At 62.2% G+C, this 21848-nt stretch carries 19 protein-coding genes and 1 pseudogene; 17 read left to right on the top strand and 3 right to left on the bottom strand.

Annotated features, from left to right (window positions below):
* Positions 1 to 11: 11 nt before the first annotated feature.
* Both C5P05_RS26795 and C5P05_RS26790 read left to right on the top strand, forming a co-directional pair.
* On the top strand, positions 12 to 1412 hold the full coding sequence (locus C5P05_RS26795; RefSeq protein ID WP_198674878.1) for an MATE family efflux transporter: 1401 nt from the start codon (positions 12 to 14) through the stop codon (positions 1410 to 1412).
* A gap of 54 nt (positions 1413 to 1466) precedes the next feature.
* Complete coding sequence (locus tag C5P05_RS26790) at positions 1467 to 2075, top strand: HD-GYP domain-containing protein (protein ID WP_114972908.1); 609 nt, start codon at positions 1467 to 1469, stop codon at positions 2073 to 2075.
* 7 nt (positions 2076 to 2082) lie between these two features.
* On the opposite strand, the gene C5P05_RS26785 is transcribed toward C5P05_RS26790, so the two are convergent.
* The 3 genes from C5P05_RS26785 to C5P05_RS26775 are packed head-to-tail and all read right to left on the bottom strand — an operon-like array spanning position 2083 to position 7928.
* On the bottom strand, positions 2083 to 3543 hold the full coding sequence (locus tag C5P05_RS26785) for an efflux transporter outer membrane subunit (protein WP_157979466.1): 1461 nt from the start codon (positions 3541 to 3543) through the stop codon (positions 2083 to 2085).
* Positions 3536 to 6685: an efflux RND transporter permease subunit gene (locus tag C5P05_RS26780; RefSeq protein ID WP_114972906.1), complete on the bottom strand. Its 3150-nt coding sequence runs from the start codon at positions 6683 to 6685 to the stop codon at positions 3536 to 3538. Before C5P05_RS26780 ends, C5P05_RS26785 begins: the two co-directional genes overlap by 8 nt.
* A 13-nt stretch (positions 6686 to 6698) precedes the next feature.
* Positions 6699 to 7928: an efflux RND transporter periplasmic adaptor subunit gene (locus C5P05_RS26775; protein ID WP_114972967.1), complete on the bottom strand. Its 1230-nt coding sequence runs from the start codon at positions 7926 to 7928 to the stop codon at positions 6699 to 6701.
* A 236-nt stretch (positions 7929 to 8164) separates the two neighbouring features.
* Here C5P05_RS26775 and C5P05_RS26770 point away from each other — a divergent pair, with 236 nt between their 5' ends.
* The 15 genes and pseudogenes from C5P05_RS26770 to C5P05_RS26700 all read left to right on the top strand — a co-directional run bounded on the left by C5P05_RS26770 (position 8165) and on the right by C5P05_RS26700 (position 21805).
* Positions 8165 to 9208, top strand: coding sequence for an SPFH domain-containing protein (locus C5P05_RS26770; protein ID WP_114972905.1), 1044 nt, complete (start codon positions 8165 to 8167; stop codon positions 9206 to 9208).
* 2 nt (positions 9209 to 9210) lie between these two features.
* Positions 9211 to 10791, top strand: coding sequence for a DUF4178 domain-containing protein (locus tag C5P05_RS26765; RefSeq protein ID WP_114972904.1), 1581 nt, complete (start codon positions 9211 to 9213; stop codon positions 10789 to 10791).
* Positions 10792 to 10892: 101 nt separating this feature from the next.
* Positions 10893 to 11114 (top strand): DUF350 domain-containing protein, encoded by a 222-nt coding sequence (locus tag C5P05_RS26760; RefSeq protein WP_114972903.1) that lies wholly within the window; start codon positions 10893 to 10895, stop codon positions 11112 to 11114.
* Entirely contained in the window at positions 11081 to 12667 is a 1587-nt protein-coding gene (locus tag C5P05_RS26755) for a polyamine aminopropyltransferase (RefSeq protein ID WP_232834673.1), read from the top strand. The genes C5P05_RS26760 and C5P05_RS26755 overlap by 34 nt, the downstream gene beginning before the upstream one ends.
* Positions 12668 to 12856: 189 nt before the next feature.
* Positions 12857 to 13456 carry a TetR/AcrR family transcriptional regulator gene (locus tag C5P05_RS26750; RefSeq protein ID WP_114972901.1) on the top strand — a complete coding sequence of 200 codons (600 nt, stop codon included), beginning with the start codon at positions 12857 to 12859 and terminating at the stop codon, positions 13454 to 13456.
* 109 nt (positions 13457 to 13565) lie between these two features.
* A pseudogene (locus C5P05_RS34730) lies at positions 13566 to 13655 on the top strand (short-chain dehydrogenase/reductase); the annotation flags it as partial.
* Positions 13656 to 13716: 61 nt separating this feature from the next.
* On the top strand, positions 13717 to 14703 hold the full coding sequence (locus tag C5P05_RS26740) for an MDR family oxidoreductase (protein WP_114972900.1): 987 nt from the start codon (positions 13717 to 13719) through the stop codon (positions 14701 to 14703).
* 132 nt (positions 14704 to 14835) lie between these two features.
* On the top strand, positions 14836 to 15837 hold the full coding sequence (locus C5P05_RS26735; RefSeq protein ID WP_114972966.1) for an NADP-dependent oxidoreductase: 1002 nt from the start codon (positions 14836 to 14838) through the stop codon (positions 15835 to 15837).
* 84 nt (positions 15838 to 15921) lie between these two features.
* Positions 15922 to 16626 carry an SDR family oxidoreductase gene (locus C5P05_RS26730; RefSeq protein WP_114972899.1) on the top strand — a complete coding sequence of 235 codons (705 nt, stop codon included), beginning with the start codon at positions 15922 to 15924 and terminating at the stop codon, positions 16624 to 16626.
* Positions 16623 to 17561 carry an alpha/beta fold hydrolase gene (locus C5P05_RS26725; RefSeq protein ID WP_114972898.1) on the top strand — a complete coding sequence of 313 codons (939 nt, stop codon included), beginning with the start codon at positions 16623 to 16625 and terminating at the stop codon, positions 17559 to 17561. The genes C5P05_RS26730 and C5P05_RS26725 overlap by 4 nt, the downstream gene beginning before the upstream one ends.
* A gap of 52 nt (positions 17562 to 17613) precedes the next feature.
* Entirely contained in the window at positions 17614 to 18414 is an 801-nt protein-coding gene (locus C5P05_RS26720) for an SDR family NAD(P)-dependent oxidoreductase (RefSeq protein ID WP_114972897.1), read from the top strand.
* 67 nt (positions 18415 to 18481) lie between these two features.
* Positions 18482 to 19558, top strand: coding sequence for an alkene reductase (locus tag C5P05_RS26715; RefSeq protein WP_114972896.1), 1077 nt, complete (start codon positions 18482 to 18484; stop codon positions 19556 to 19558).
* A gap of 92 nt (positions 19559 to 19650) precedes the next feature.
* A complete protein-coding gene (locus C5P05_RS26710) occupies positions 19651 to 20475 on the top strand; it encodes an SDR family NAD(P)-dependent oxidoreductase (RefSeq protein WP_114972895.1) in 825 nt (274 codons plus the stop codon).
* Between the two features lie 48 nt (positions 20476 to 20523).
* On the top strand, positions 20524 to 21369 hold the full coding sequence (locus C5P05_RS26705; protein ID WP_114972894.1) for an alpha/beta fold hydrolase: 846 nt from the start codon (positions 20524 to 20526) through the stop codon (positions 21367 to 21369).
* A 46-nt stretch (positions 21370 to 21415) separates the two neighbouring features.
* Complete coding sequence (locus tag C5P05_RS26700; RefSeq protein WP_114972893.1) at positions 21416 to 21805, top strand: helicase; 390 nt, start codon at positions 21416 to 21418, stop codon at positions 21803 to 21805.
* Positions 21806 to 21848: the final 43 nt, after the last annotated feature.

Here is a 21848-nt window from a genome sequence, read left to right as displayed (position 1 = left end):
CTGAAATGGCCATGAATACAAATACCGCCCTGACCCCCAACACGGACTTGACGGTCTCAGGCCCTGCGGCATCGCCGCCCGTCTTGTGGAAAAGCTATCTGGCATTTCTGTTGCCCATGATCATCAGCAACATCCTGCAAGCGCTCTCGGGCACAGTGAACAACATCTATCTGGGGCAAATGCTGGGCGTGAATGCGATGGCGTCGGTGTCTGCATTCTTTCCGGTGCTGTTCTTCCTGATTGCCTTCGTGATCGGCATGGGCTCGGGCGCCGCCGTCCTGATTGGTCAGGCCTGGGGCGCCAAAGAGATGGGGCGCGTCAAGGCCATTGCCGGCACCACCCTGAGCGTGGGCCTGTGCGCAGGACTGGTCGTCGCGATCTTTGGCGGTACCTTCGCGGAAATGATGCTGCGGGCCTTGGGCACACCCGCTGACATCTTGCCGGGGGCAACCGCCTACGCCCGCGTCATGTTGATGGCAACACCTGGCGTGTTTATCTTCTTGCTGATCACCTCGATGCTGCGCGGCGTCGGGGACACCACCACGCCGCTGATGACACTGCTGATTTCCACGGCCGTGGGTCTGTTGCTGACACCGGCGCTGATCCGGGGCTGGGCGGGATTGCCCGCCATGGGGGTAGCCAGCGGTGCTTACGCCGCTGTCATGTCGTACCTCGTCGCGCTGGGTTGGACCGCGTGGTATTTGCTGCGCAAGAAGCACGTCCTCGCACCCAACGCGGCCTTCATGAAACACCTGCGCATCGACCGCCACATTTTGAGAAAAGTGTTGTTCGTGGGTCTGCCCACGGCCTTGTCAATGATCACGATCTCGGTGGCCGAAATTGCCGTGCTGTTTTTGGTCAACCGCTATGGCTCGCAAGCCACCGCAGCCTATGGCGCGGTCAACCAAATTGTGTCCTACGTGCAGTTTCCCGCCATCTCCATCGCGATCACGGCATCCATCCTGGGCGCACAAGCCATTGGTGCCGGACGTGCCCACACCCTGGGCCAGATTGCCCGCACCGGCATCATGATGAATGTGATGCTGACTGGCTCGCTGGTCTTGCTGGGCTACCTGTTTTCGCGCAACATCATCGGGCTGTTCATCACCGATGCGGCCGTGGTGGATATGGCGCAAACGCTGTTGCACATCATGCTGTGGAGCAGCGTCATCATGGGCATGTCCATGGTCTTGTCGGGCCTGATGCGGGCCAGCGGCACGGTGTTCGCGCCCACGGCGATTGCGATGTTTGCCATCGCCTGCATTGAAATTCCGGTGGCCTGGGTGTTGAGCAGCACCTATGGCTTGAACGGCATTTGGGCGGCCTACCCCGTGGCGTTTTTGGCCATGCTGACCTTGCAGACATGCTATTACCGGCTGGTCTGGCGCAAGAAACCGATTCGCAGACTGTGATGCCGGTCATAATTTGAGCGCCCCAGCGACCCCAGACTTTCTCCAAAGGCTCAAATGGAACCAGAAGACCCCGTCTACGTGGCCCTGTACAGCTACACCCGAGCGCTCTCGGTGGCGCTGGGTTACCGCGATACCTTGACACAGCTCCACTCCGAGCGGGTGCGGGGCCTGAGCGAAACCATTGGCATGGCGTGCGGCCTGTCCCGACAAGAATTGGGCATCCTGAAGATTGCCGCATCGTTCCATGACATTGGCAAAATCGGCATCCCCGACTGCATCCTTTTGAAACCGGCGCAATTTGACCCGCCCGAGTGGGAGATCATGAAACAACACTCGGAGATCGGCTGGGAAATCATGTCCGTCACCCACCTCGAAGGCGCGCGGCAGGCGGCTTTGGCGATTCGCCACCACCATGAGCATTACGACGGCCGGGGTTACCCAGACCAGCTCGCTGGCGAAGCCATTTCAATTGCCTCGCGCATCATTAGCATCGCCGACAGTTACGACGCCATGGCCCAGACCCGCTCCTACCATCGCTCGAAAACGCACGCGCAAATCATGCCCATACTGCACCAGGAAACCGGCGAGAAACACGACCCGCACCTGATGCGCATCTTTTGCGAGCTCATCGAAACAAGCGAATTCAAGGCGGCCAAACTCTAAGCGGTCATCAGGGCGTGGCCGCTTGCGCCACCCCGCCCTGCGCCTCCCAGCCACCCCCCAAAGCCCGGTACAGGCTGACCACCGCATTGAGCTGGCTGCGCTGGGTGTCGATCAGGGCGGATTCGGCCTGGGCCAGATCGCGCTGGGCATTCAATACCTCCAGGTAGCTGGAGTAGCCGTTTTTGTAGCGTAGATCGGACAGCCGCAAGGTGTTGCGCAGGGCCTCGATGCGTCGGCTGGTGGTGGCGGCAATCTCGCGCCCGGCCGCTACATTGTTCAATGCATCATGCACATCGCGAAAGGCGTTTTGCACCGTCTGGGTGTATTGGGCCAGGGCTTGCTGCTCTCGGGCATTGGCGGCGGCCACCACCGCGCCGATGGCGCCAGCGCGAAACACCGGCTGCGTCAAATTCGCCATCAGGTTCCAGAACAGGGAGGCCGGATCGAACAGGCTGGACAGGTCTTTCGACTGCTGCCCCAGGCCCGCCGTCAGGCTCAATTTAGGGAAGTAGGCGGCGCGCGCCTGCCCGATGTCGGCGTTGGCGGCCACCAGGCTTTGCTCGGCACTGAGAACGTCGGGGCGGCGGCTCAACACGTCCGACGGCAAATCGGCCGGAATCGACTGGCTGGCATACAGCGCCCCCACCTCCAGACCACGTGTCAGCACCGGTTGCATGATGCCGGCCGGCTGGCGGCCCAGCAGCAGCGCCAGCGCGGACTCCGCGTTGCCGCGGTTTTGCCGGGTGGCTTGCAGGGTCGCCTCGACGCCGGCCGCCTCCGACTCGGCTTGGCGCAGGTCCAGCTCGCCGATCACACCGCCGTCAAAGCGGCGCAGTTGCAAACGCAGGTTCTCTTGCCGGGTGGCCAGGGTTTGCTCCGCCAGCGTGGTCTGCGCATCGAGCGCGCGCAGGGCGAAATAGCTTTGTGCCACGTTGGCGTACAAGGTGGTCAGCACCGTACCCTGGTTGGCGGTCTGGCTCAGGAGACGGGCCCGGGCGGCGTCATCGGCACGCGCGTATTTGCCCCAGAAGTCGATCTCGTAGCTGGCGCTCAAGCCCAGTTGTTGCGTGGTCGAGTAAGGACGGGTTTCGGCATTGAAGCTGGCGGCGTTTTCGCTTGCGCGCTGGCGGGCGGCGCTGGCGTTCAGGTCCACCGTCGGGTAAAAGTTGGCCTGGTTCTGCGCCAGGGTCGCGCGGGCTTCGGCAATGCGGGCACTGGCCAGCGCCAGGTCCTGGCTGTTGCGCGCGGCCTCGGCCATCAGGGCGTCCAGCACCGGGTCCTGGAAACCTTTCCACCACACCGCCCAGTCCACGCGGGCGCTGCCACCGGTCGCAGGCAAGTTGTCGGGCAGCGCCAGCGCAGGCCGCTGGTAGGCTGGGCCTAAAGACGTGCTAGCGCAGGCTGCGAGGGCGCAGACAGCGACCAAAGTGATAGTTATTGAACAGCGAATGGGGGTGCGCTCAGCCATGGGGCGCTCCCTGGCCATGGGCCGGTTTGTTCAGGTACTGGTAGTCCTCCGGCTGGCTGCGGAAATGCCAGTCGTTCACCAGCTTGAACAGCAGCGGTACCAGAAATATCGCCAGGAAGGTGGCCGCCAGCATGCCGCCCAGCACTCCGGTGCCTATCGACTGGCGCGCTGCGGCGCCCGCGCCGCTGGAAAAGGCCAGCGGCGAGACCCCCAGGATAAAGGCCAGCGAGGTCATCAGAATCGGCCGAAAGCGCAAGCGCGCCGCCTCCAGCGCGCCGGCGACTGGCGACAGGCCTTCGTGCACCTTCATCATCGCAAACTCCACGATCAGAATCGCGTTCTTGGCCGACAGGCCCAGCAGCGTGACCAGGCCGATCTGAAAATACACATCATTGGTGAAGTTGCGCAAATACACGGCCAGGAAGGCGCCAAAAATACCGAACGGCAGCGCCAGCAAGACAGAGAACGGCAGCGACCACTTTTCATACTGCGCGGCCAAAATCAAAAAGATCATCACAAAGCCCGCCCCCAGTGCCAGACCGCCCGCACCACTGCTGCGCTTTTGCTGGAAGGCGGAACCACCCCAGTCGTAAGCCGCATCACCGGGCAGCACCTGGTTGGCCACCCGTTCCATCGCGGCGATGGCCTGGCCCGAGCTGTAACCAGGTTTGGCCTCACCCAGAATCTGGATCGCGGGCAGCGCGTTGAAATGCTGCACCGAGTCCGGCCCGGCGACAAACGTGACTTCGGCTACCGAGCGGATCTGGATCATCTGGCCGGTTTTGGCACGCACATACAGCGCGCCAATGTCCTGCGGCTTGGCGCGGTACTGGCCTTCGGCCTGCATCAGCACCTGGTAGATGCGCCCGCTCTTGTTGAAGTCGTTCACGTAGAGGCTGCCCAGGGTGGCGGCCAGGGTGTTGTAGATGTCGGCCGTCACAACGCCCATGGCGTGCGCCTTTTCGGTGTCCACGCTGACAAACAGCTGCGGCGAATTGGCCTGCCATATCGTCTTGACACCTTGCAGCTCGGGCTGCTTGTTGGCTTCTGCCAACAGACCCGGCAGCAGTTGCGCCAGCCGGCGCACGCCGCCATCGCCCCGGTTTTGCAGGTAGAACTCAAAACCGCCGGTCTGGCCCAGGCCCTGGATGGACGGCGGGGCAAACGCCAGCGGCAGGCCTTCCTTGATGCCGGCGGTCTTCATATAGGTTTCCATCACCAGTTCCTGGGCGGTCTGGTTGCGCTCACCCCACGGGCGCAGTGGAAAAAACATGGTGGCCGCCGACGACTTGAGGCCACCGCCGCCCAGAAAATTCAGGCCCACCAGGCTGAACACCGCTTCGATATTTTTATTCGGCGACATGGCGGCTTCCACCTGCTTCACGACCTGGTTGGTGCGCTCCAGCGAGGAGCCTTCGGGCAGGATCACGGCACCTATGAAATAGCCCTGGTCCTCGTCCGGCACCAGGCCGCCGGGAACCAGTTTGAACAGCAGCCCGGTCAGGGCCCCCATCGCGATGAACAGGATCAGACCCAGCACGCCACGCCTGAGAAAAAAGGCCACACCTTTCGTGTAGCGTTGGGTCACGCGACTGAAACTGCGATTGAACCAATTGAAAAACGCGTTCTTGCGCTCGGCCCCCGGCTTGAGGAAGACCGCACACAAGGCCGGCGTGAGCGTCAAAGCGACCAGGCCGGAGAGCACCACCGCGATCGAGATCGTGACCGAGAACTGGCGGTACAACTCGCCGGCCAGCCCGCCCAGAAAAGCCACCGGAATAAACGCTGCGCACAGCACCAGCACAATGGCGACCACCGGCCCGGTGACCTCATGCATGGCCTCAATGGCGGCGTCGCGCGGACTCATGTTTTCTTCGTGCATCAGGCGCTCGACGTTTTCCAGCACCACGATCGCGTCATCCACGACGATACCGATGGCCAGCACCATGCCGAACAGGGTCAGCGTGTTGATGCTGTAGCCCAGCAGCTGCAGGCCGGCCAGGGTGCCGATCAGGGACACGGGTACCGCCAGCGCCGGAATGATGGTGGCGCGCCAGCTTTGCAGAAACAGGTAGACGACCAGAAACACCAGCACCATGGCTTCCGCCAGGGTTTTGAGCACCTCATAAATGGATTCCGTCACGAACGGCGTGGTGTCGTAGGGTGTGGAATAGGTCATGCCTTCAGGGAACTTGGCCTTGAGTTCCTGCAGAGTCTTCTCCACCGCCTCGCGGGTGTCCAGCGCGTTGGCACCGGTCTGCAGAAAGACCCCCACCGGCACCGACGGGTGCCCGTCGATGCGGCCATAAAAGCTGTAGTCCTTGGAACCCAGCACGACCCGCGCCACATCCTTCAGGCGCACGATGGCGCCCTTGTCGCCGCTGCGGATCACGATGTCGCCAAACTGCTCGGGCTCGAGCAAGCGGCCCCGGGCGGTGACGGTCAAGGTCAGCTCTTCGGTGTTGTCGGGCGGTGCGCCGATCTTGCCGGCGGCGTACTGGGCGTTTTGCTCGCGGACCGCGCTGGAGATGTCAGCCACCGTCACGCCCAGTTGCGCCATGCGGTCCGGACGCAGCCAAATGCGCATGGCGTAATCCTTGGCACCGAAGACTTGCACATTGGTCGTGCCGGGCACGCGCTTGATGGCGTCGAGCACGTTTTGCGTGATGTAGTTGGAGATGAACAAGGTGTCGTAGCGATCATCCGGCGAGTAGAGCGTGGCCACCACCAGGAAATTGGCCGAACTCTTGGACACCGTCAGGCCTTGGCGCTGCACTTCTTGCGGCAGTTTGGAGAGCACCTGGTTGACGCGGTTGTTCACGTTCACCGCCGCGATGTCCAGGTCGGTGCCGACATCAAACGTGACGTTGATCGAAACCGTGCCGTCGCCCGAGGAGGTGCTGTCCATGTAGAGCATGCGCTCGACACCGTTGATGGACTGCTCGATGGGCGCGGCCACCGTGCTTTCCAGCACCTCGGCCGAGGCGCCGGGATAGATGGCGAACACATTGACCACCGGTGGCGAGATTTCCGGGTAACGCGAGACGGGCAGGATGCGCATGGACGCCAGCCCCGCCAGCACGACAAACAGCGCGAGCACCGACGCAAAAATCGGCCGGTCGATGAAAAATCTGGAGAACATAAAACGTCGCTCCTTATTTTGTAGCGGATGACGCTTTATTAACGGGCGCTGCAGCGGTTTTTTCCTGTGCATTGGCGACATACGGCACGGGCTTGACGGTCATGCCCGGCTCATGCGCCTTGATGAAACCGTCCACCAGCACGCGGTCGCCGTCTTTCAGGCCTTTGCTCACAATCCACTCGCCCTGGGTCCAGCCGTCCAGCTCCACCGGGTGCGGGGCCAGCTTGTTGTCCGGGGTTACCACGAACACCATCTTGCCCATCGGACTGTCGATCACGGCACGCTGCGGCACGCTCAAGGTGTTGGGGCGACTCGCGCCGCCCAGGACCACACGGACAAACTGGCCGGGACGCAGGCTGCCGTCCGGATTGGGAATCTCGGCCCGCGCATCGAAGCTGCCGGTCTGGGGATTGACCCGTTCGCTGGCGAAATTGAGTTTGCCGCTGCGCGGGTACAGGCTGCCGTCGGCCAGCCTGACGGTCACCGTGAATCCCAGACTGCCGTTGGCGGCGCGCTTGCCGGGCACGGTCAGCTGCCCGCTGCTGACCTGCCGGGTCATGCGCAGCAAGTCGTTTTCCGAGATGCTGAAGTTCACGTACATCGGGTTGGTTTGCACCAGGGTCGTCAGCAGGCTGTCGCCCGCGGAAACCAGGCTGCCGTCCGACTTGGCCGCGCTGCCCGTGGTGCCGCCAATGGGGGCCACGACCCGGGTATAGCCCAGGTTCAGGCGCGCTTCCTGGGCTTGCGCTGTGGCCTGCTTCAGCGAGGCCTGCGCGGTCTCCAGCGCCGATTTGCTGTCGTCGAATTCCTTCTGGCTGATGGCGTTTTCGGCGGCCAGCGGCCCCAGGCGGGCGGCATCACGCCGGGCCTGGTTGAGCCTGGCCTCGGCCACCGCCACCGCCGCCTCGGCGGAGGCGAGCTGGGTCTGGAAAGTGGCCGGATCAATCTGGAACAAGGGCGTGCCGGCCTTGACCGTCGTGCCCTCTTCATACAGGCGCTTTTGCAGGATGCCGGCCACCCGCGCCCGCACTTCGGTCTCGCGCGAGCCTGCGGTCTGGCCCACATATTCCTGCTCCACCGGCTGGGCCTTGGCCTGGACGGTGACCACCGCCACCTCGGGCGGCGGCATGGCGCCCCCGGCGCCGTCGGGCGCACCCGTGGACTTGCCGCAGGCGATCAGCGCCAACGGTAAGGCGCTCAGCAGGACCAGCCGCCTCCAGCGCTGGCGCAGGGCGCCATTCATGGGCGGGGCTTTCGTGGGGACAAAGTGCAGGGCAATTGACATGGCTTTGTATGAAATTGAAGCAAACAGTCCAGCATTCCCGGCATCTGCGAATGCAGGGCTCGCGCGTCTTTTGAGTCTTGAGGCGATACGTTTATCGCGACCGGAAAAACCCTCCATTGAGAAAACGCAAAATCGCGCCGCATTGCCCCACGCCGGGTATCATTCCAATCCCATCCCACCTACAGGAGCAGCCCGTGGCACTCATGGACTTCATCAAGAAACAGTTCATTGACATCATTCAGTGGACCGAAACCTCGGATGGCACACTTTCCTGGCGCTTTCCCATGGCGGAGATGGAGATCCAGAACGGCGCCTCGCTGACCGTGCGCGAGTCGCAGATGGCGCTGTTTGTGAACGAGGGCAAGATTGCCGACGTGTTCGGACCCGGCACCTACAAGCTCGGCACCCAGACCTTGCCGGTGCTGACCTACCTGAAGAACTGGGACAAGCTGTTCGAGTCACCCTTCAAGAGCGATGTGTATTTTTTCAGCACACGCCAGCAGGTCGACCAGAAGTGGGGCACGCCCCAGCCCATCACCATCCGCGACAATGACTTTGGCGCCATACGCCTGCGCGCCTTTGGCAACTACAGCTTCCGCGTGGCCACGCCGGCACTGTTCCACACCGAAATTTCGGGCACGCGCGACAGCTACGGCGTGGGCGATCTGGATGGCCAATTGCGCGGACTGGTGCTACAAAACATCAGCAATGCCATCGCCAGCAGCGGCATTCCATTTCTGGACCTGGCCGCCAACCAGCTGATGTTTGCGCAGGCGCTCACCACGCAGCTGGCGCCCGAGTTCGCCAAGATCGGCCTGAAGCTCGAAGGCATGACGGTGCAAAACCTGTCACTGCCGGAGGAGCTGCAAAAAATCCTCGACCAGAAAATCGGCATGGGCATGGTGGGCAACGACATGGCGAAGTTCATGCAGTACCAGACGGCCCAGGCGATTCCGAAATTTGCCGAAGGTGCCGGCTCCGGTGGCGGTGGCATTGCCGGGGACGCGATGGGACTGGGCGCAGGCGTCGCCCTGGGCCAGGTGCTGGCGCAGAACCTGCAGGCCGGTTTGCAGGGCGGCGCGGCTGCCGGCCCGGCCGCTGCGGCGCCCGTGGTGGGCGTGAAACCCGAAGACGTGATGGCGACGTTGGAAAAACTGGGCGAACTCAAAGCCAAGGGCATTCTGACGCAGGAAGAGTTTGACGCGAAGAAGGCGGAGCTGCTGAAAAAACTGGTCTGAGCTTGGCCACCGAATCCCCCCAGCGCGCCTACCGCGCGCCCTGCCCCGGCTGCGGCGCGCCGGTTGAATTCCGCAGTGCGCAGTCCACCCATGCAGTCTGCGCCTATTGCCAGAGCACGGTGGTGCGCAGTGGCGAAACGCTCTCGCGCATCGGCAAGATGGCCGAGCTGTTCGACGACCACAGCCCGTTGCAACTTCAGGTCAGCGGCAACTGGAAGGGCCAGGCGTTCACACTGGTGGGCCGCCTGCAATACCGTTATGGCGAAGGCACCTGGACCGAGTGGCACGCTGTGCTGGCGGACGGCCGCAGCGCCTTTTTGAGCGAAGACAACGGCGCCTACGTTTTCAGCACGCCCCTGGCCCTGCAGCGCGAACTGCCGGCGGCCGAGCGCTTTCGGGTTGGCGCCACCACCGCCATCAACGGCACCTCATTCACCGTTGCGTCCAACCAGCAGGTGAGCCTGATGTCCGCGCAGGGCGAGCTACCGCGCCTGCCGGCGCTGGGCCAGCCCTTTGCGATGGTGGAATTGCGCAGCCAGGGCACAAGCAGCACCAACCCGGAGGGCGGGACCAGGCTCATCGGGCAAAACCTGGCAACGAGTTCCACCGGGCGTTCGCCGGGTGACGTGCTGAGCATCGACTACGGCACCCAGCCGCCGAATGTGTCCATCGGCCAATCGGTGTTGCTGGACGATCTCAAGCTGTCCGGCCTGCGCGACGAATCGGTCAAGGATGAAAAAGGCCGCCAGTTCAGCTGCCCCAACTGCGGCGCGCCCGTGGCGGTGCTGCTGGCCACCAGCAAGAGCGTGAGCTGTGCCTCCTGCAACAGCCTCATCGACCTGTCTCAGGGCGTCGGCGCGGAGCTGAAGCACGCGATTCAGGACGAGCCGGTGAAGCCCCTGATCGCCCTCGGCACGGTAGGCAAACTGCAGGGTCTGGACTGGCAGGTGGTGGGCTTTCAGCACCGCATGGGCCGCGACCCGAGCGACCCCGACGAGCAGTTTGGCTGGGAAGAGTATCTGCTCTACAACGCCAAACGCGGCTTTACTCTTCTGGTGGATTCGACCGAGGGCTGGAGCGTGGTCAAGCCCACCACCGGCGCGCCGGTGATGAGCAGCAACGGCCAGAGCGCCACGTACCTGGGCACCCGCTACCAGCTCAAGGAGAGTTACAGCGCCGAGACCACCTATGTGGCCGGCGAGTTTTACTGGCAGGTCAGCCGCGGGCAAAAGACCTCGAACCGCGACTTTGCCAGCGGCAAAAGCCTGCTGTCGCTGGAGCAGTCGCCAAACGAAGTCACCTGGTCGGCGGGCAACCAGATCGAGAGCGATACCGTCGCCAAGGCCTTCAAGCTGGAAGACAAAAAAGAGCTGCTCAAGCGCAGCGACGCCGGTCCCGCCAGCCTCACCAAAGGGGTAGGCTGCGGCACGGTCATCGTGCTCTTTCTCATCATCCTGCTGTTCCTGTTCTTGATGAGCCGCTGCTCCCGCTGCGACCCAAAGGTCGAGAATTGTTCAAGCACCAGTTCGCGCAGCTCCGGCGGCTCGTTTGGCGGCTTCTCCAGTGGCGGTGGACATAAATGACACTGTTCTGTCATTGCGAGCGCAGCGTGGCAATCCATGCAGCCTGGATTGCCACGCTGCGCTCGCGATGACGACGATTTGAATTTTTAAAGGAACGCATCATGGGTATGGAATGGTTGAAATCGGGAGCCTTTTTTGGCTCCATCATGTTTGCACTGATGGGTGTGATCATTTTCCTGGTGGCCTTTGTGATCATCGACAAGCTCACGCCCTACAACCTGTGGGAAGAAATTGTCGAAAAGCAAAACCGGGCGCTGGCGCTGGTGGTGGCCGCCATGTCGCTGGGCATTTGCATCATCGTGGCAGCCGCCATCCACGGGTGAGCCCGGCCGAGCAGACCGGGCCGCGCCCGGTTGAAGTCGCCCTGCTGGCCTCGGTTTTTGTCGTCTCGGCCTGCGGCCTGGTGTATGAACTCGCGGCCGGCGCACTGGCGTCCTATTTGCTGGGCGACTCGGTGCTGCAGTTTTCCACCATCATCGGCACCTACCTGTTCGCCATGGGCGTGGGCTCGTATCTGTCGCGTTTTTTCGAGCGCCAGCTCCCCGCTCACTTCTTGCGCATAGAACTGATGGTAGCCCTCGTCGGTGGTGCGCTACCAGCTATTCTTTTTATAGCTAACGCCTGGTTGCCTGGCTCTTTTCGCCTGTTGCTGTACACGCTGGTGCTGGCAGTGGGCACGCTGGTAGGGCTGGAGATTCCGCTGGTGATGCGCATCCTCAAGCGCAACGTCGCGCTGAAAGACCTGGTGTCGCAGGTGCTGACCTATGACTACCTGGGCGCGCTGGCGGTGTCGCTCGCCTTCCCGCTGGTGCTGGTGCCGCAGCTGGGCCTGATCCGCACCGGCCTGTTGTTTGGCCTGATGAACGCGGCCGTGGCCCTGTGGGCGCTGTGGCTGTTTCGCCATGAGTTGCGGCAATTCAGGGCGCACGCCTTCGCCTGCGTCGCCACGCTGGCCGCGCTGGCCGCCGGCATGGCGGCGGCCGACCAGATGACCACCTGGGCCGAAGACAAGATGTACCAGGACCGCGTGGTGTTTGCCAGCACCTCGCCCTACCAGCGCATTGTGCTCACCTACGGCGGTGGCGAGGGCCGGGCCGGCTACCGGCTGTTTTTGAACGGCAACCTGCAGTTCGCCCAGCGCGACGAATACCGTTACCACGAAGCGCTGGTGCACCCGGTGATGGCGGCCTTCTCAGCTTCTGGTGGCGTGCCGAAAAAAGTAGCGGTGCTGGGCGGCGGCGACGGCATGGCGGTGCGTGAAATCCTGAAATACCCGGGCGTGGAAAGCGTCACCCTGGTCGAACTGGACCCGGCCATGACCACGCTTTTCTCCACGCAAACCACACTGGTGCAGCTCAATGGCGCGGCCTTGCAGTCGCCCAAGGTCAAGGTCATCAACACCGATGCCTTCGGCTGGATGGAGCGCAGCACAGAAACCTTTGACGTGATCGTGGTGGACTTCCCCGACCCCACCAATTTTTCTATCGGCAAGCTCTACACCAACTCGTTTTACGCGCTGCTGGACAAACACCTCGCCGCCAGCGGTTATGCCGTGATCCAGACCACCTCGCCGCTGGTGGCGCGCAAGAGTTTCTGGACCGTGGTGAGCACCATCGAGTCGGTCGGGCTCACGGCCACGCCCTACCACGCGCATGTGCCCAGCTTCGGTGAATGGGGCTTTGTCGTCGCCAGCCGCCGGCCGTACCGGCTGCCCACAGCCCTGCCTGAAGGCCTGCGCTTCCTTACACCGCACAGCCTGCCGCCCCTGTTTGACTTTCCGCTGGACATGGCGCGGCTGCCCACGCCGGTGAACCGTTTGTCGAATCAGCTGCTGGTGACGACGTATGAAGCGGAGTGGGGGAAGGTGGCGAAGTAATTCCGTTTCCAAATCATTCGTGTCTAGGCGCGAAGCCGCAGGCAGTGCTGTAGCACGACAAGGCGAAGCAACAACGACACGGATGATTTAGAAATGGAATAAGGCGGTTGCCAAGGTCGGGGGTTGCCCCTCAAGTCGGTCGGTCGGCATTGCCAAAATGTCCCTGCACGTGTTTTTGGGAAATTGTGTATGATATGCATCATGCGAAATTCAAAGCACAACGTCAGAACAGCAGCCAAGGAAGCCTCCCACGAGCGCATCGTATCCGCCGCGGCGCGGGCGATCCGGCGCAGCGGCTACGACGGCACCGGCGTCGCCGACATCATGAAGGAGGCCGGCCTGACCCATGGCGCCTTCTATGCCCACTTCGCATCGCGCGAGGCCATGCTGGCGGAAGCCGCGGGCCGGGCGTGCGCGGAGTCAGCCGCCGTCGTGGCGGGGGTTGTTGCCAGCGTGCCTCCCGGACAGGCTTTGGCCTCCATGCTTCGCGCCTACCTCTCGCCAGAGCATCTGGTGCAGATTGAAATGGGATGTCCCCTGGCCGCACTGGGCTCGGAGACACCGCGCCAGGCGCCCGAAGTCCGCCGCGTGACCACCCGGCACATCAAGGAAATGATCGATCTTGTCGCCCGTCAGTCGCCTGACTGGGGGCAGCCCGGGGCCCACGAACGCGCCCTCGTGACCGTTTCCACCATGGTGGGCACATTGCTGTTGGCCCGAGTGGTCGACGACCCCGCGCTGTCGGACAGCTTGTGCGCGGCCGCATTGAAGCACCTGCCTCCCGCCTGAATCCACGGAGACTCACTGCCTTTTCGCTCACCCATAAATATGATAATCATCATGCGACATAAACATACCGCCCCCCCCCGGCGAACCCTTTTGTTGGGCCGTGCACCTGATGGCCAACCGCATGCGCCTGCTGCGCAGGTTTGCGCCCGCCAGCGTGCTGGATGCCGGGGTTCGGAAAGACCTTCGACTCGAAGCCTAGGCGGCTAGCCGTTTCGCATGCCGCTTTTGGCCTTTGATAACACTCTATTTGAAAGAAAACGATGACATTCCAAGCACTGCTCGCAAGCAAGACGGGTGACAAGATTACGACCAGCGTGGTCTCGCTGAGCGAACAAGACCTCATGCCCGGAGACGTCGTGGTCGACGTCGATTACTCCACCGTGAATTACAAGGACGCCGTGGCCATCACCGGTCGTGCCGAGGTGATTCGCCAGTTCCCCCTGATTGCCGGCATCGACTTCGCCGGCACGGTCAAGACCTCCTCATACCCCGGCATCGCGGCGGGCGACCGCGTCGTCGCCAATGGCTGGGGCTTGAGCCAAACCCACCACGGCGGCTATGCGCAGCGGGCGCGCGTGAAAGGCGAGTGGCTGGTCAAACTCCCAGCGGCCCTGTCCACCAAGGACGCGATGGCCATCGGGACGGCGGGCTACACGGCGATGCTGTCGGTGCTGGCGCTCGAGCATGGCGGGCTCACACCCCAGCACGGAGACATTCTCGTGACGGGTGCCAATGGCGGCGTCGGCTCCATCGCCATCGCCCTCCTGTCGGGTCTGGGCTACCGCGTCGTCGCGTCCACAGGGCGACTTGAGGAAAGCGAGTATCTGCGCAGCCTGGGGGCCGCCGAGATCATGGATCGCCGGACCCTCTCGGGGCCGGGCGCGCCGATCGCGGCTGAAAGATGGGCCGGCGCCGTCGACTCGGTGGGTAGCCACACGCTGGCCAATGTATTGGCACAGACCAAGTACCGCGGCGTGGTCACCGCTTGCGGCCTGGCCCAGGGCATGGATCTTCCGGCCTCGGTGCTGCCTTTCATCCTGCGCAACGTAACGCTGGCCGGCATCGATTCGGTCAATGCGCTCCAACAAGTGCGCATCGAGGCTTGGTCACGACTGGCGCGGGACCTCGATCTGGGCAAGCTCGCGCGAACGACTCAGGTGGTGGCCCTGGCCGACGTGCCCGCGATCGTCGAGCGATTGTTCGCCGGACAAGTCCAGGGCCGCACCGTCGTTGACGTCAACGCATGAATATGCCGCGACACCTCCCCATCAACCGCATTCTGGGCACTATTTGTCGGGCCCGACGTCTTGGTGGCCGTTGCCGTCGAGATCGCGCTCGCCATGGCGTTCTTGCAGTCGCACTTACATAAGGAAAAAAACATGAAAGCATTTATTCTTGAGAGATATGGGAAAAAGCGCGCGTTGCGCTTGGCAGAGATGCCGACGCCGGAGCTGCGCGATGACGAAGTCCTGGTCCAGGTCCACGCCGCAGGCGTGAACCTGCTGGACACCAAGATCCGGAGCGGAGAGTTCAAGCTCATCCTGCCCTATCAACTGCCCACCGCCTTGGGTCACGATGTGGCAGGGGTGGTCGTCAAGGTCGGCCCGCGCGTGCGGCAGTTCAGACCAGGCGATGAGGTTTATGCGCGGCCGGATGATTTTCGGATCGGCACGTTCGCGGAATTCGTCCCCGTCAAAGAAGGCTCCTTGGCGCTCAAGCCCAAGAATCTCACGATGGAAGAAGCCGCTTCCATTCCCCTGGTGGCTTTGACGGTTTGGCAGGCGCTGGTCGAGAGGGCCAAGCTAAAGAAGGGGCAGAAGGTCTTCATCCAGGCCGGCTCCGGTGGTGTCGGCACTTTTGCCATCCAGTTGGCCAAGCATCTGGGCGCGACCGTCGCCACGACGACAAGCACGACCAATGTCGCGCTCGTGAAGAGTCTGGGCGCGGACGTCGTCATCGACTACAAGAAGCAGGACTTTGAGGATGTCTTGCGCGACTACGACGTGGTCCTGAACAGCCAGGATGGCAAAACGCTAGGGAAGTCTCTCAATGTGCTCAAACCCGGCGGAAAACTCATCTCCATCTCTGGCCCCCCTGATCCCGCGTTTGCTGAAGAAATCAAGGCCCCCTGGTTTGTGAAACAGGTGATGCGCGCTCTGAGTTTTGGAACCCGCAGAAAAGCGAAGCGCCTCCATGTCGGCTTCTCCTTCCTGTTCATGAAAGCCAGCGGGAGCCAGTTGCGGCAGATCACGCCCTTGATCGAGTCGGGCGCCATACGCCCGGTCGTCGACAAGGTCTTTTCCTTCGAATCCACCAACGAGGCATTGGCCTACGTCGAAAGCGGACGTGCCAAAGGCAAGGCTGTGATCAAGGTTCGCTGAATCGTCGCCATTGCTCACGCAATGGCACGTCTTTTTGTATGACGTTCGTCATGCCTAGTACCCATTTAACCCCAGGAGTCCCCCATGAAAATTGAAAATTCTGTTGTTCTTATCACCGGCGCCAACCGCGGAATCGGTCTGGCCTTTGCGCGCGCTTTGCTCGCCCGTGGCGCGCGCAAGGTCTACGCTGCCGCGCGCAATCCCGCCTCCGTGACCTTGCCGGGTGTCGAGGCTTTGCAGCTTGACGTCACCAAACCTGAAGAGGTCGCTGCTGCCGTTCAACAAGCATCTGATGTGACGCTGGTGATTAACAACGCGGGCATCGCCCAACCCGGCGGGTTTCTCGCACCGGACAGTGATGAAGTCACACGCCGCATTTTTGAGACCAACGTCTTTGGCATGCTGAACATGAGCAAGGCCTTTGCGCCCGTGCTCAAAGCCAATGGCGGTGGCGCGCTGCTCAATGTGTTGTCGGTCGCATCGTGGATCAACGGTGGCGAGTTGGCCGCCTATTCGGCGAGCAAGTCGGCAGCCTGGTCGCTGACGAATGCACTGCGCCATGAGCTGGCGGGGCAGAAGACCCAGGTGCTGGGCTTGCACATGGCCTATGTCGATACCGATCTCACACGGGGCTTCGAAGTTCAGAAGAGCAGCGCCGAGGAAATCGTCCAGCGCGCGCTGGACGGACTGGAAGCGGGTGCGGATGAAGTGCTGGCCGATGCGCTGACCCAACAGATCCGGCAAGGTCTGACGGCACCACGTCCAGCCTACCTGCCCCAGGCATCATGAAGCATTTACTCAAGTTCGCCATCTTCGGACTCACGTTGGCCGCATCCCTCTATGCGACAGCCACTGAGTTGCCAGCAGCGATACCCCAAGGTGTAACCCAAAATTCTTGGAAAACCGTAGCAACGCAAACCATCACGGCAGACGGCGTGAGCTTCGCGTACCGCGAGCTGGGGAAGAGCAATGGTGGCACGCCGGTGGTGCTTCTCGTCCACCTGGCAGCCGTACTCGACAACTGGGATCCGCGCATCGTGGATGGCATTGCCGCCAAGCACCACGTCATCGCGTTTGACAACCGCGGCATCGGGGCGTCGAGTGGTTCACCGTCGAATTCGATGGCGCAAATGGCCGACGACGCCATCACTTTCATCCAGGCGATGGGGCTCAAGCAGGTTGACCTCTTGGGATTTTCCATGGGCGGCATGATTGCCCAGGAAATCGTTTTGAAGGAGCCACAACTCGTGCGAAAAATGGTTCTCGCAGGAACAGGACCTGCGGGTGGCGAGGGCATCAGTTCAGTGTCGGGTGTGACCTTCTACGACATGCTCAGGGGCTTCTTTACGGGCCAGGATGCGAAGCAGTACCTGTTCTTCACGCGTACACCCAATGGCATCGAGGCTGGCAAGGCGTTCCTTGATCGACTGAAGGAGCGCTCTGAGAATCGTGACAAGGAAATCACCGTGAGTGCATTTCTAGCCCAGTTGGAGGCGCTGCGTGCCTGGGGCAAAAAAGAACCCGTGGACCTCTCGGTCGTGAAGCAACCCGTACTCGTGGTCAATGGTGATGCTGACCGCATGGTCCCGACGCCGAACACCCACGACTTGGCGCGGCGGCTTCCGAACAGCACCTTGATCGTTTATCCCGATGCGGGTCATGGCGGCATATTCCAGTTCCATGCCGATTTCGTGCCCAGCGCACTGGAGTTCCTTGCCCGATAGGCAGATTCAGGCATTCGCACGTTAAGCACTCAATTTAATTAGAAAGCTATCAATGACAAATCCTCGTTCTAAAAAATTCGCCCTTATCACCGGGGCTTCCTCCGGCATCGGCGCCGTCTATGCGGATCGCCTCGCTGCGCGTGGATACGATCTCATCCTTGTCGCCCGGCGCGCTGACCGCCTGGAAGCCCTCTGCACGCAGGTCTCAAAGGCGCACGGCGTCAAAGCGGATCCAATCGTGGCCGACCTGACCAAAGATCAGGATGTGGCGCGAATCGAGACGATTCTGGCCACCAATGCGGATGTGCAAGTCCTGGTGAACAATGCCGGTGTTGCGCGCCTGGCACCTGTTGCCCAGACGTCTGCAAACGACGTGCTGTCCCAGATTGCCCTCAACATCACCGCACTGACGCGCCTGACGCAAGCTGCGGTGCCGGCCTTCGTGGCGAGGAACCAGGGCCTGATCATCAACATCGCTTCCGTCCTGGCCGTCCACTCGCTGCCGATCAGCGCCATCTACAGCGGTACCAAGGCCTTCGTATTGCAATACAGCAGAGGCTTGCAGCAAGAACTGGCTGAAACCGGGGTGAAGGTTCAGCTGGTCCTGCCAGCGTCGACAGCCACCGAGCTCTGGGATCTGTCGGGCGTCCCACTGGCGGCCCTCAACAAGGAGACCTTGATGACAACCGAGCACATGGTCGATGCGGCGCTGGCGGGCCTGGACCAGGGCGAAACGATCACCTGGCCGTCAGTCGCCGATGCAAGTCTGTGGGAAAAGTACGAAGCAGCTCGCTCCGAACTGTTCGCGGGTACCCAAGCTGGAACGCCGGCCCCTCGTTACAAGATCGGTTGATTCCAGCTAACTGACCGTTGCTGCTCTTTCCTTTCTCTCCCTTTTCCATTTTTCCAAGGACAACCCCATGCTCTTCGAAGCCTTCTCCCTGCGTGCCACCCCGCTCAACAATCGCACTGTGATGTCCCCGCTCACGCGCAGCCGCGCGAGCGACAACAACACGGCCAATAGCCTGATGGCCACCTACTACGCCCAGCGTGCAAGCGCCGGCCTCATCATCACGGAAGGAACCTCACCGTCGCCCAACGGCTTGGGCTATGCCCGGATACCGGGTCTGTTCAATGACGCCCAGGTGCAAGGCTGGAAGCTGGTGACCGACGCGGTCCATGCCAAGGGCGGCAAGATCGTCGTGCAGCTGATGCATACCGGTCGGGTGTCCCACCAGGCCAACCTGCCGGCCGGCGCCGAAGTTTTTGGACCTTCGCCCGAGACCTGCCCTGGCGAGATGTGGACCGATACGCAAGGCAGCCAGCCGCACACGCCGCCGCGCGTCATGACCGAGGCCGACATCCAGGCCGTGATTGCAGAGTACACAACGGCCGCACGCCTCGCGATCAAGGCCGGCTTTGACGGCATTGAATTGCACGCGGCCAACGGTTACCTTCTTGAGCAATTCCTGAACGCCAATGTCAACCGCCGCACCGACGGCTACGGCGGCACCGCCGAAGGGCGCAACCGGCTGGTGCTCGAGGTCGCCCGTGCGGCCGTGAAGGAGATCGGCGCTGAGCGAGTCGGCATCCGCCTGTCGCCTCACGGTGTGGTCAATAGCACCGGCGCATTCGAGGGCGTGGACGAACAGTACCTGGCTCTGGTGAAGCAACTCTCCGCACTCAGCCTCATGTACGTTCACGTCCTGGACCATTCGGCCATGGGCGCCCCGCCTGTTCCGGTGAAGCTGAAGGCCGATTTGAAGGCTGCATTCGACGGCCCCTTCATCCTCGCCGGCGGGCTCAACAAAGCCAGCGCACAACAGGCGCTGAGCGAAGGCCGCGCGGACCTGACCGCCATGGGCAGGCCTTTCATCGCCAACCCTGACCTGGTCGAGCGCATGCGCCAAGACGCACCATTGAATGGTCCTGCCCCGGAGACGTTCTACACGCCCGGCGCCAAGGGTTACACGGACTATCCGGCGCTCGCGGGTTGAGCATCAAGCGTCCCTGATGGCAGCGAACTCGAACACGCAAACCTCGCAGGCCTTGGAGGTCCTTGGCCGTTACACGCAACAAGGAGAACGATATGAGTACCTACACCTCCGCCCACATGGGCAAGCGTGCACTGGTGACCGGCGCATCCAGCGGCATTGGTGCGGCAATTGCGCGTGAGCTCGCGGCGCTGGGCATCGATCTCGTGCTGACGGCGTGGCGCCGCGACGCACTGGAGGCGGTCGCCGCGACCTGCAAGGGCGTCAAGGTCGAGATCGTCACCGCAGATCTCGGCAAGCCCGATGCCGCGCGTGCGCTGTGGGCGGCCGCGACCGCCGGTGGTCCGATCGACATCCTGATCAACAACGCCGGGTTCGGCTACTTCCGCCGGTTCGACGAGGTCGACTGGGCGCGCGACGCCGAGCTCGTCCAACTCAACATGACCTCGCTCGTGGCGCTCGCGCGCTGCTTCGTCGACGCGCACAAGGCCAGCACCACGCCCGCGCACATGCTGAACATCGCGTCGACCGGCGCGTACCAGTCGGTGCCGAACATGGCGCTGTACGCCGCGTCGAAAGCATTCGTGCGCAACTTCAGCGAGGGCCTCCATGACGAGCACCGTGGCGCGCCGCTGTCGGTGACCTGCATCTGCCCTGGCGGCACCGAGACCGCGTTCCACGCCGCGTCCGGCGGGGGCGACTACTCGTGGATCGCGAACGCGTCGACGAAAAGCCCAGAGTTTGTGGCGCAGGCCGCGATCCGCGCGATGCTGGCTGGCAAGCGCACGGTGGTGCCCGGCCTGTTCAACAAGCTATCAACCTTCGGCGTGCGCTTCTTGACGCGGCGCTTGGCATCACGGGTTGCGACCCAAGTGCTCGGCAAGCCGCGATTCGTGTTGCCGGTGCGAAGCGTGACTTGAGATCGCAGCAGCGCAGGCAGACCCCACTCATCACCGAAGGATTTCAACATGAACCACACCCACCTCACCGCCCCTACCCGCTTCGTGGAAATCGATGGCGACCAGTTTGCCTACCGCCGCTGGGGCAACCCTGCGACGGACCAGCCGCCACTCTTCTTCCTCCAGCACTTCCGTGGAGGCATGGACCACTGGGACCCGCTGATGACCGACGGGTTGGCGGCCGGGCGCGAGGTGATCCTCTTCAACGGTCGTGGCGTTGCCTCCTCGTCCGGCCAACCCCGCACCCGCATTGAACATATGGCAGACGACGCGGCAGCGGTCATACGAGCACTTGGCATTCCCAAGGTTGATGTCCTGGGTTTCTCGCTGGGTGGGTTTCAGGCCCAGGACCTGACGCGGCGCCACCCTGATCTGGTTCGCCAGCTCATGCTGCTGGGAACCGGGCCACGGGGTGGCAATCCCGACTCAGATCCTGGCGTGCTGGAAGCGGCACCGCGTCCGGTTCCGACGGTCGAGGATTTCCTGTTCCTTTTCTTTGGTCGTTCCGAAGTTGCGCAGCAAGCCGGGCGCGACTTCTGGAAGCGCCGTCACCAGCGTGTGGACCAGGATCCGCCAAGCTCTCCCGCCGTGATACAGGCCCAAGTCGAGGCCAACATGTATTACCTGCCAAAGCTGGATTCCAAAGCGCCTTTCGCCCACTTGCGTGACATCAAACAGCCGACATTTATCTTGAATGGCGTGAACGACGTGATGATTCCAACCATCAATTCCTGGTACATGGTCCAGAACATCCCGAATGCGCAGCTATTCGTCTACCCGGACGCCGGCCATGCGGCGCAGTTCCAGTACCCGGAACGCTTCCTGAAGCATGCTCTCCAGTTTCTCGGCGAGTAGTCCGCGGTAGAGACGTACGAAACAAATTTAAAAAAAGTAAACCACTATGTTGAAGTTCAAAATTTTGCTATGGGCCTTGACGAAGCTACTACAGAGAGCCGTCAAAAGAAATCCTGCGTGCGCGAAGTATGTGGAAGGAAAGGAACTTGTATTTCAGATTCAAACGAATGACGGAGTTGGCCGCCATTTCAGCATCAGAAATGGTCAGGTGAGCTCTATCGCGGGACTCACTGGCAGTCCGAAGTTCAGCCTGACTTTTAAAGATGCGGCCAGGGGGTATGCCATTCTTTCCGCCAAGGATGGCAAGGAAGCCTTTCTGGCAGCCCTGCACGACGAGGATCTGGTGATCAGTGGCGACTTTGTGGAAGTGATGTGGTTTCAAGGATTGACAGACTACTTGCAGCCAAAGGCTGAGGCTTTGGGCCACGCCATTTGACGGCCGAATCACCGAGAGTAGACCCCACTCGCACTTGACCATG

Source organism: Rhodoferax ferrireducens (genome assembly GCF_003347515.1).
GTDB lineage: Bacteria > Pseudomonadota > Gammaproteobacteria > Burkholderiales > Burkholderiaceae_C > Rhodoferax.
This window is presented reverse-complemented; position numbering and strand designations above follow the sequence as displayed.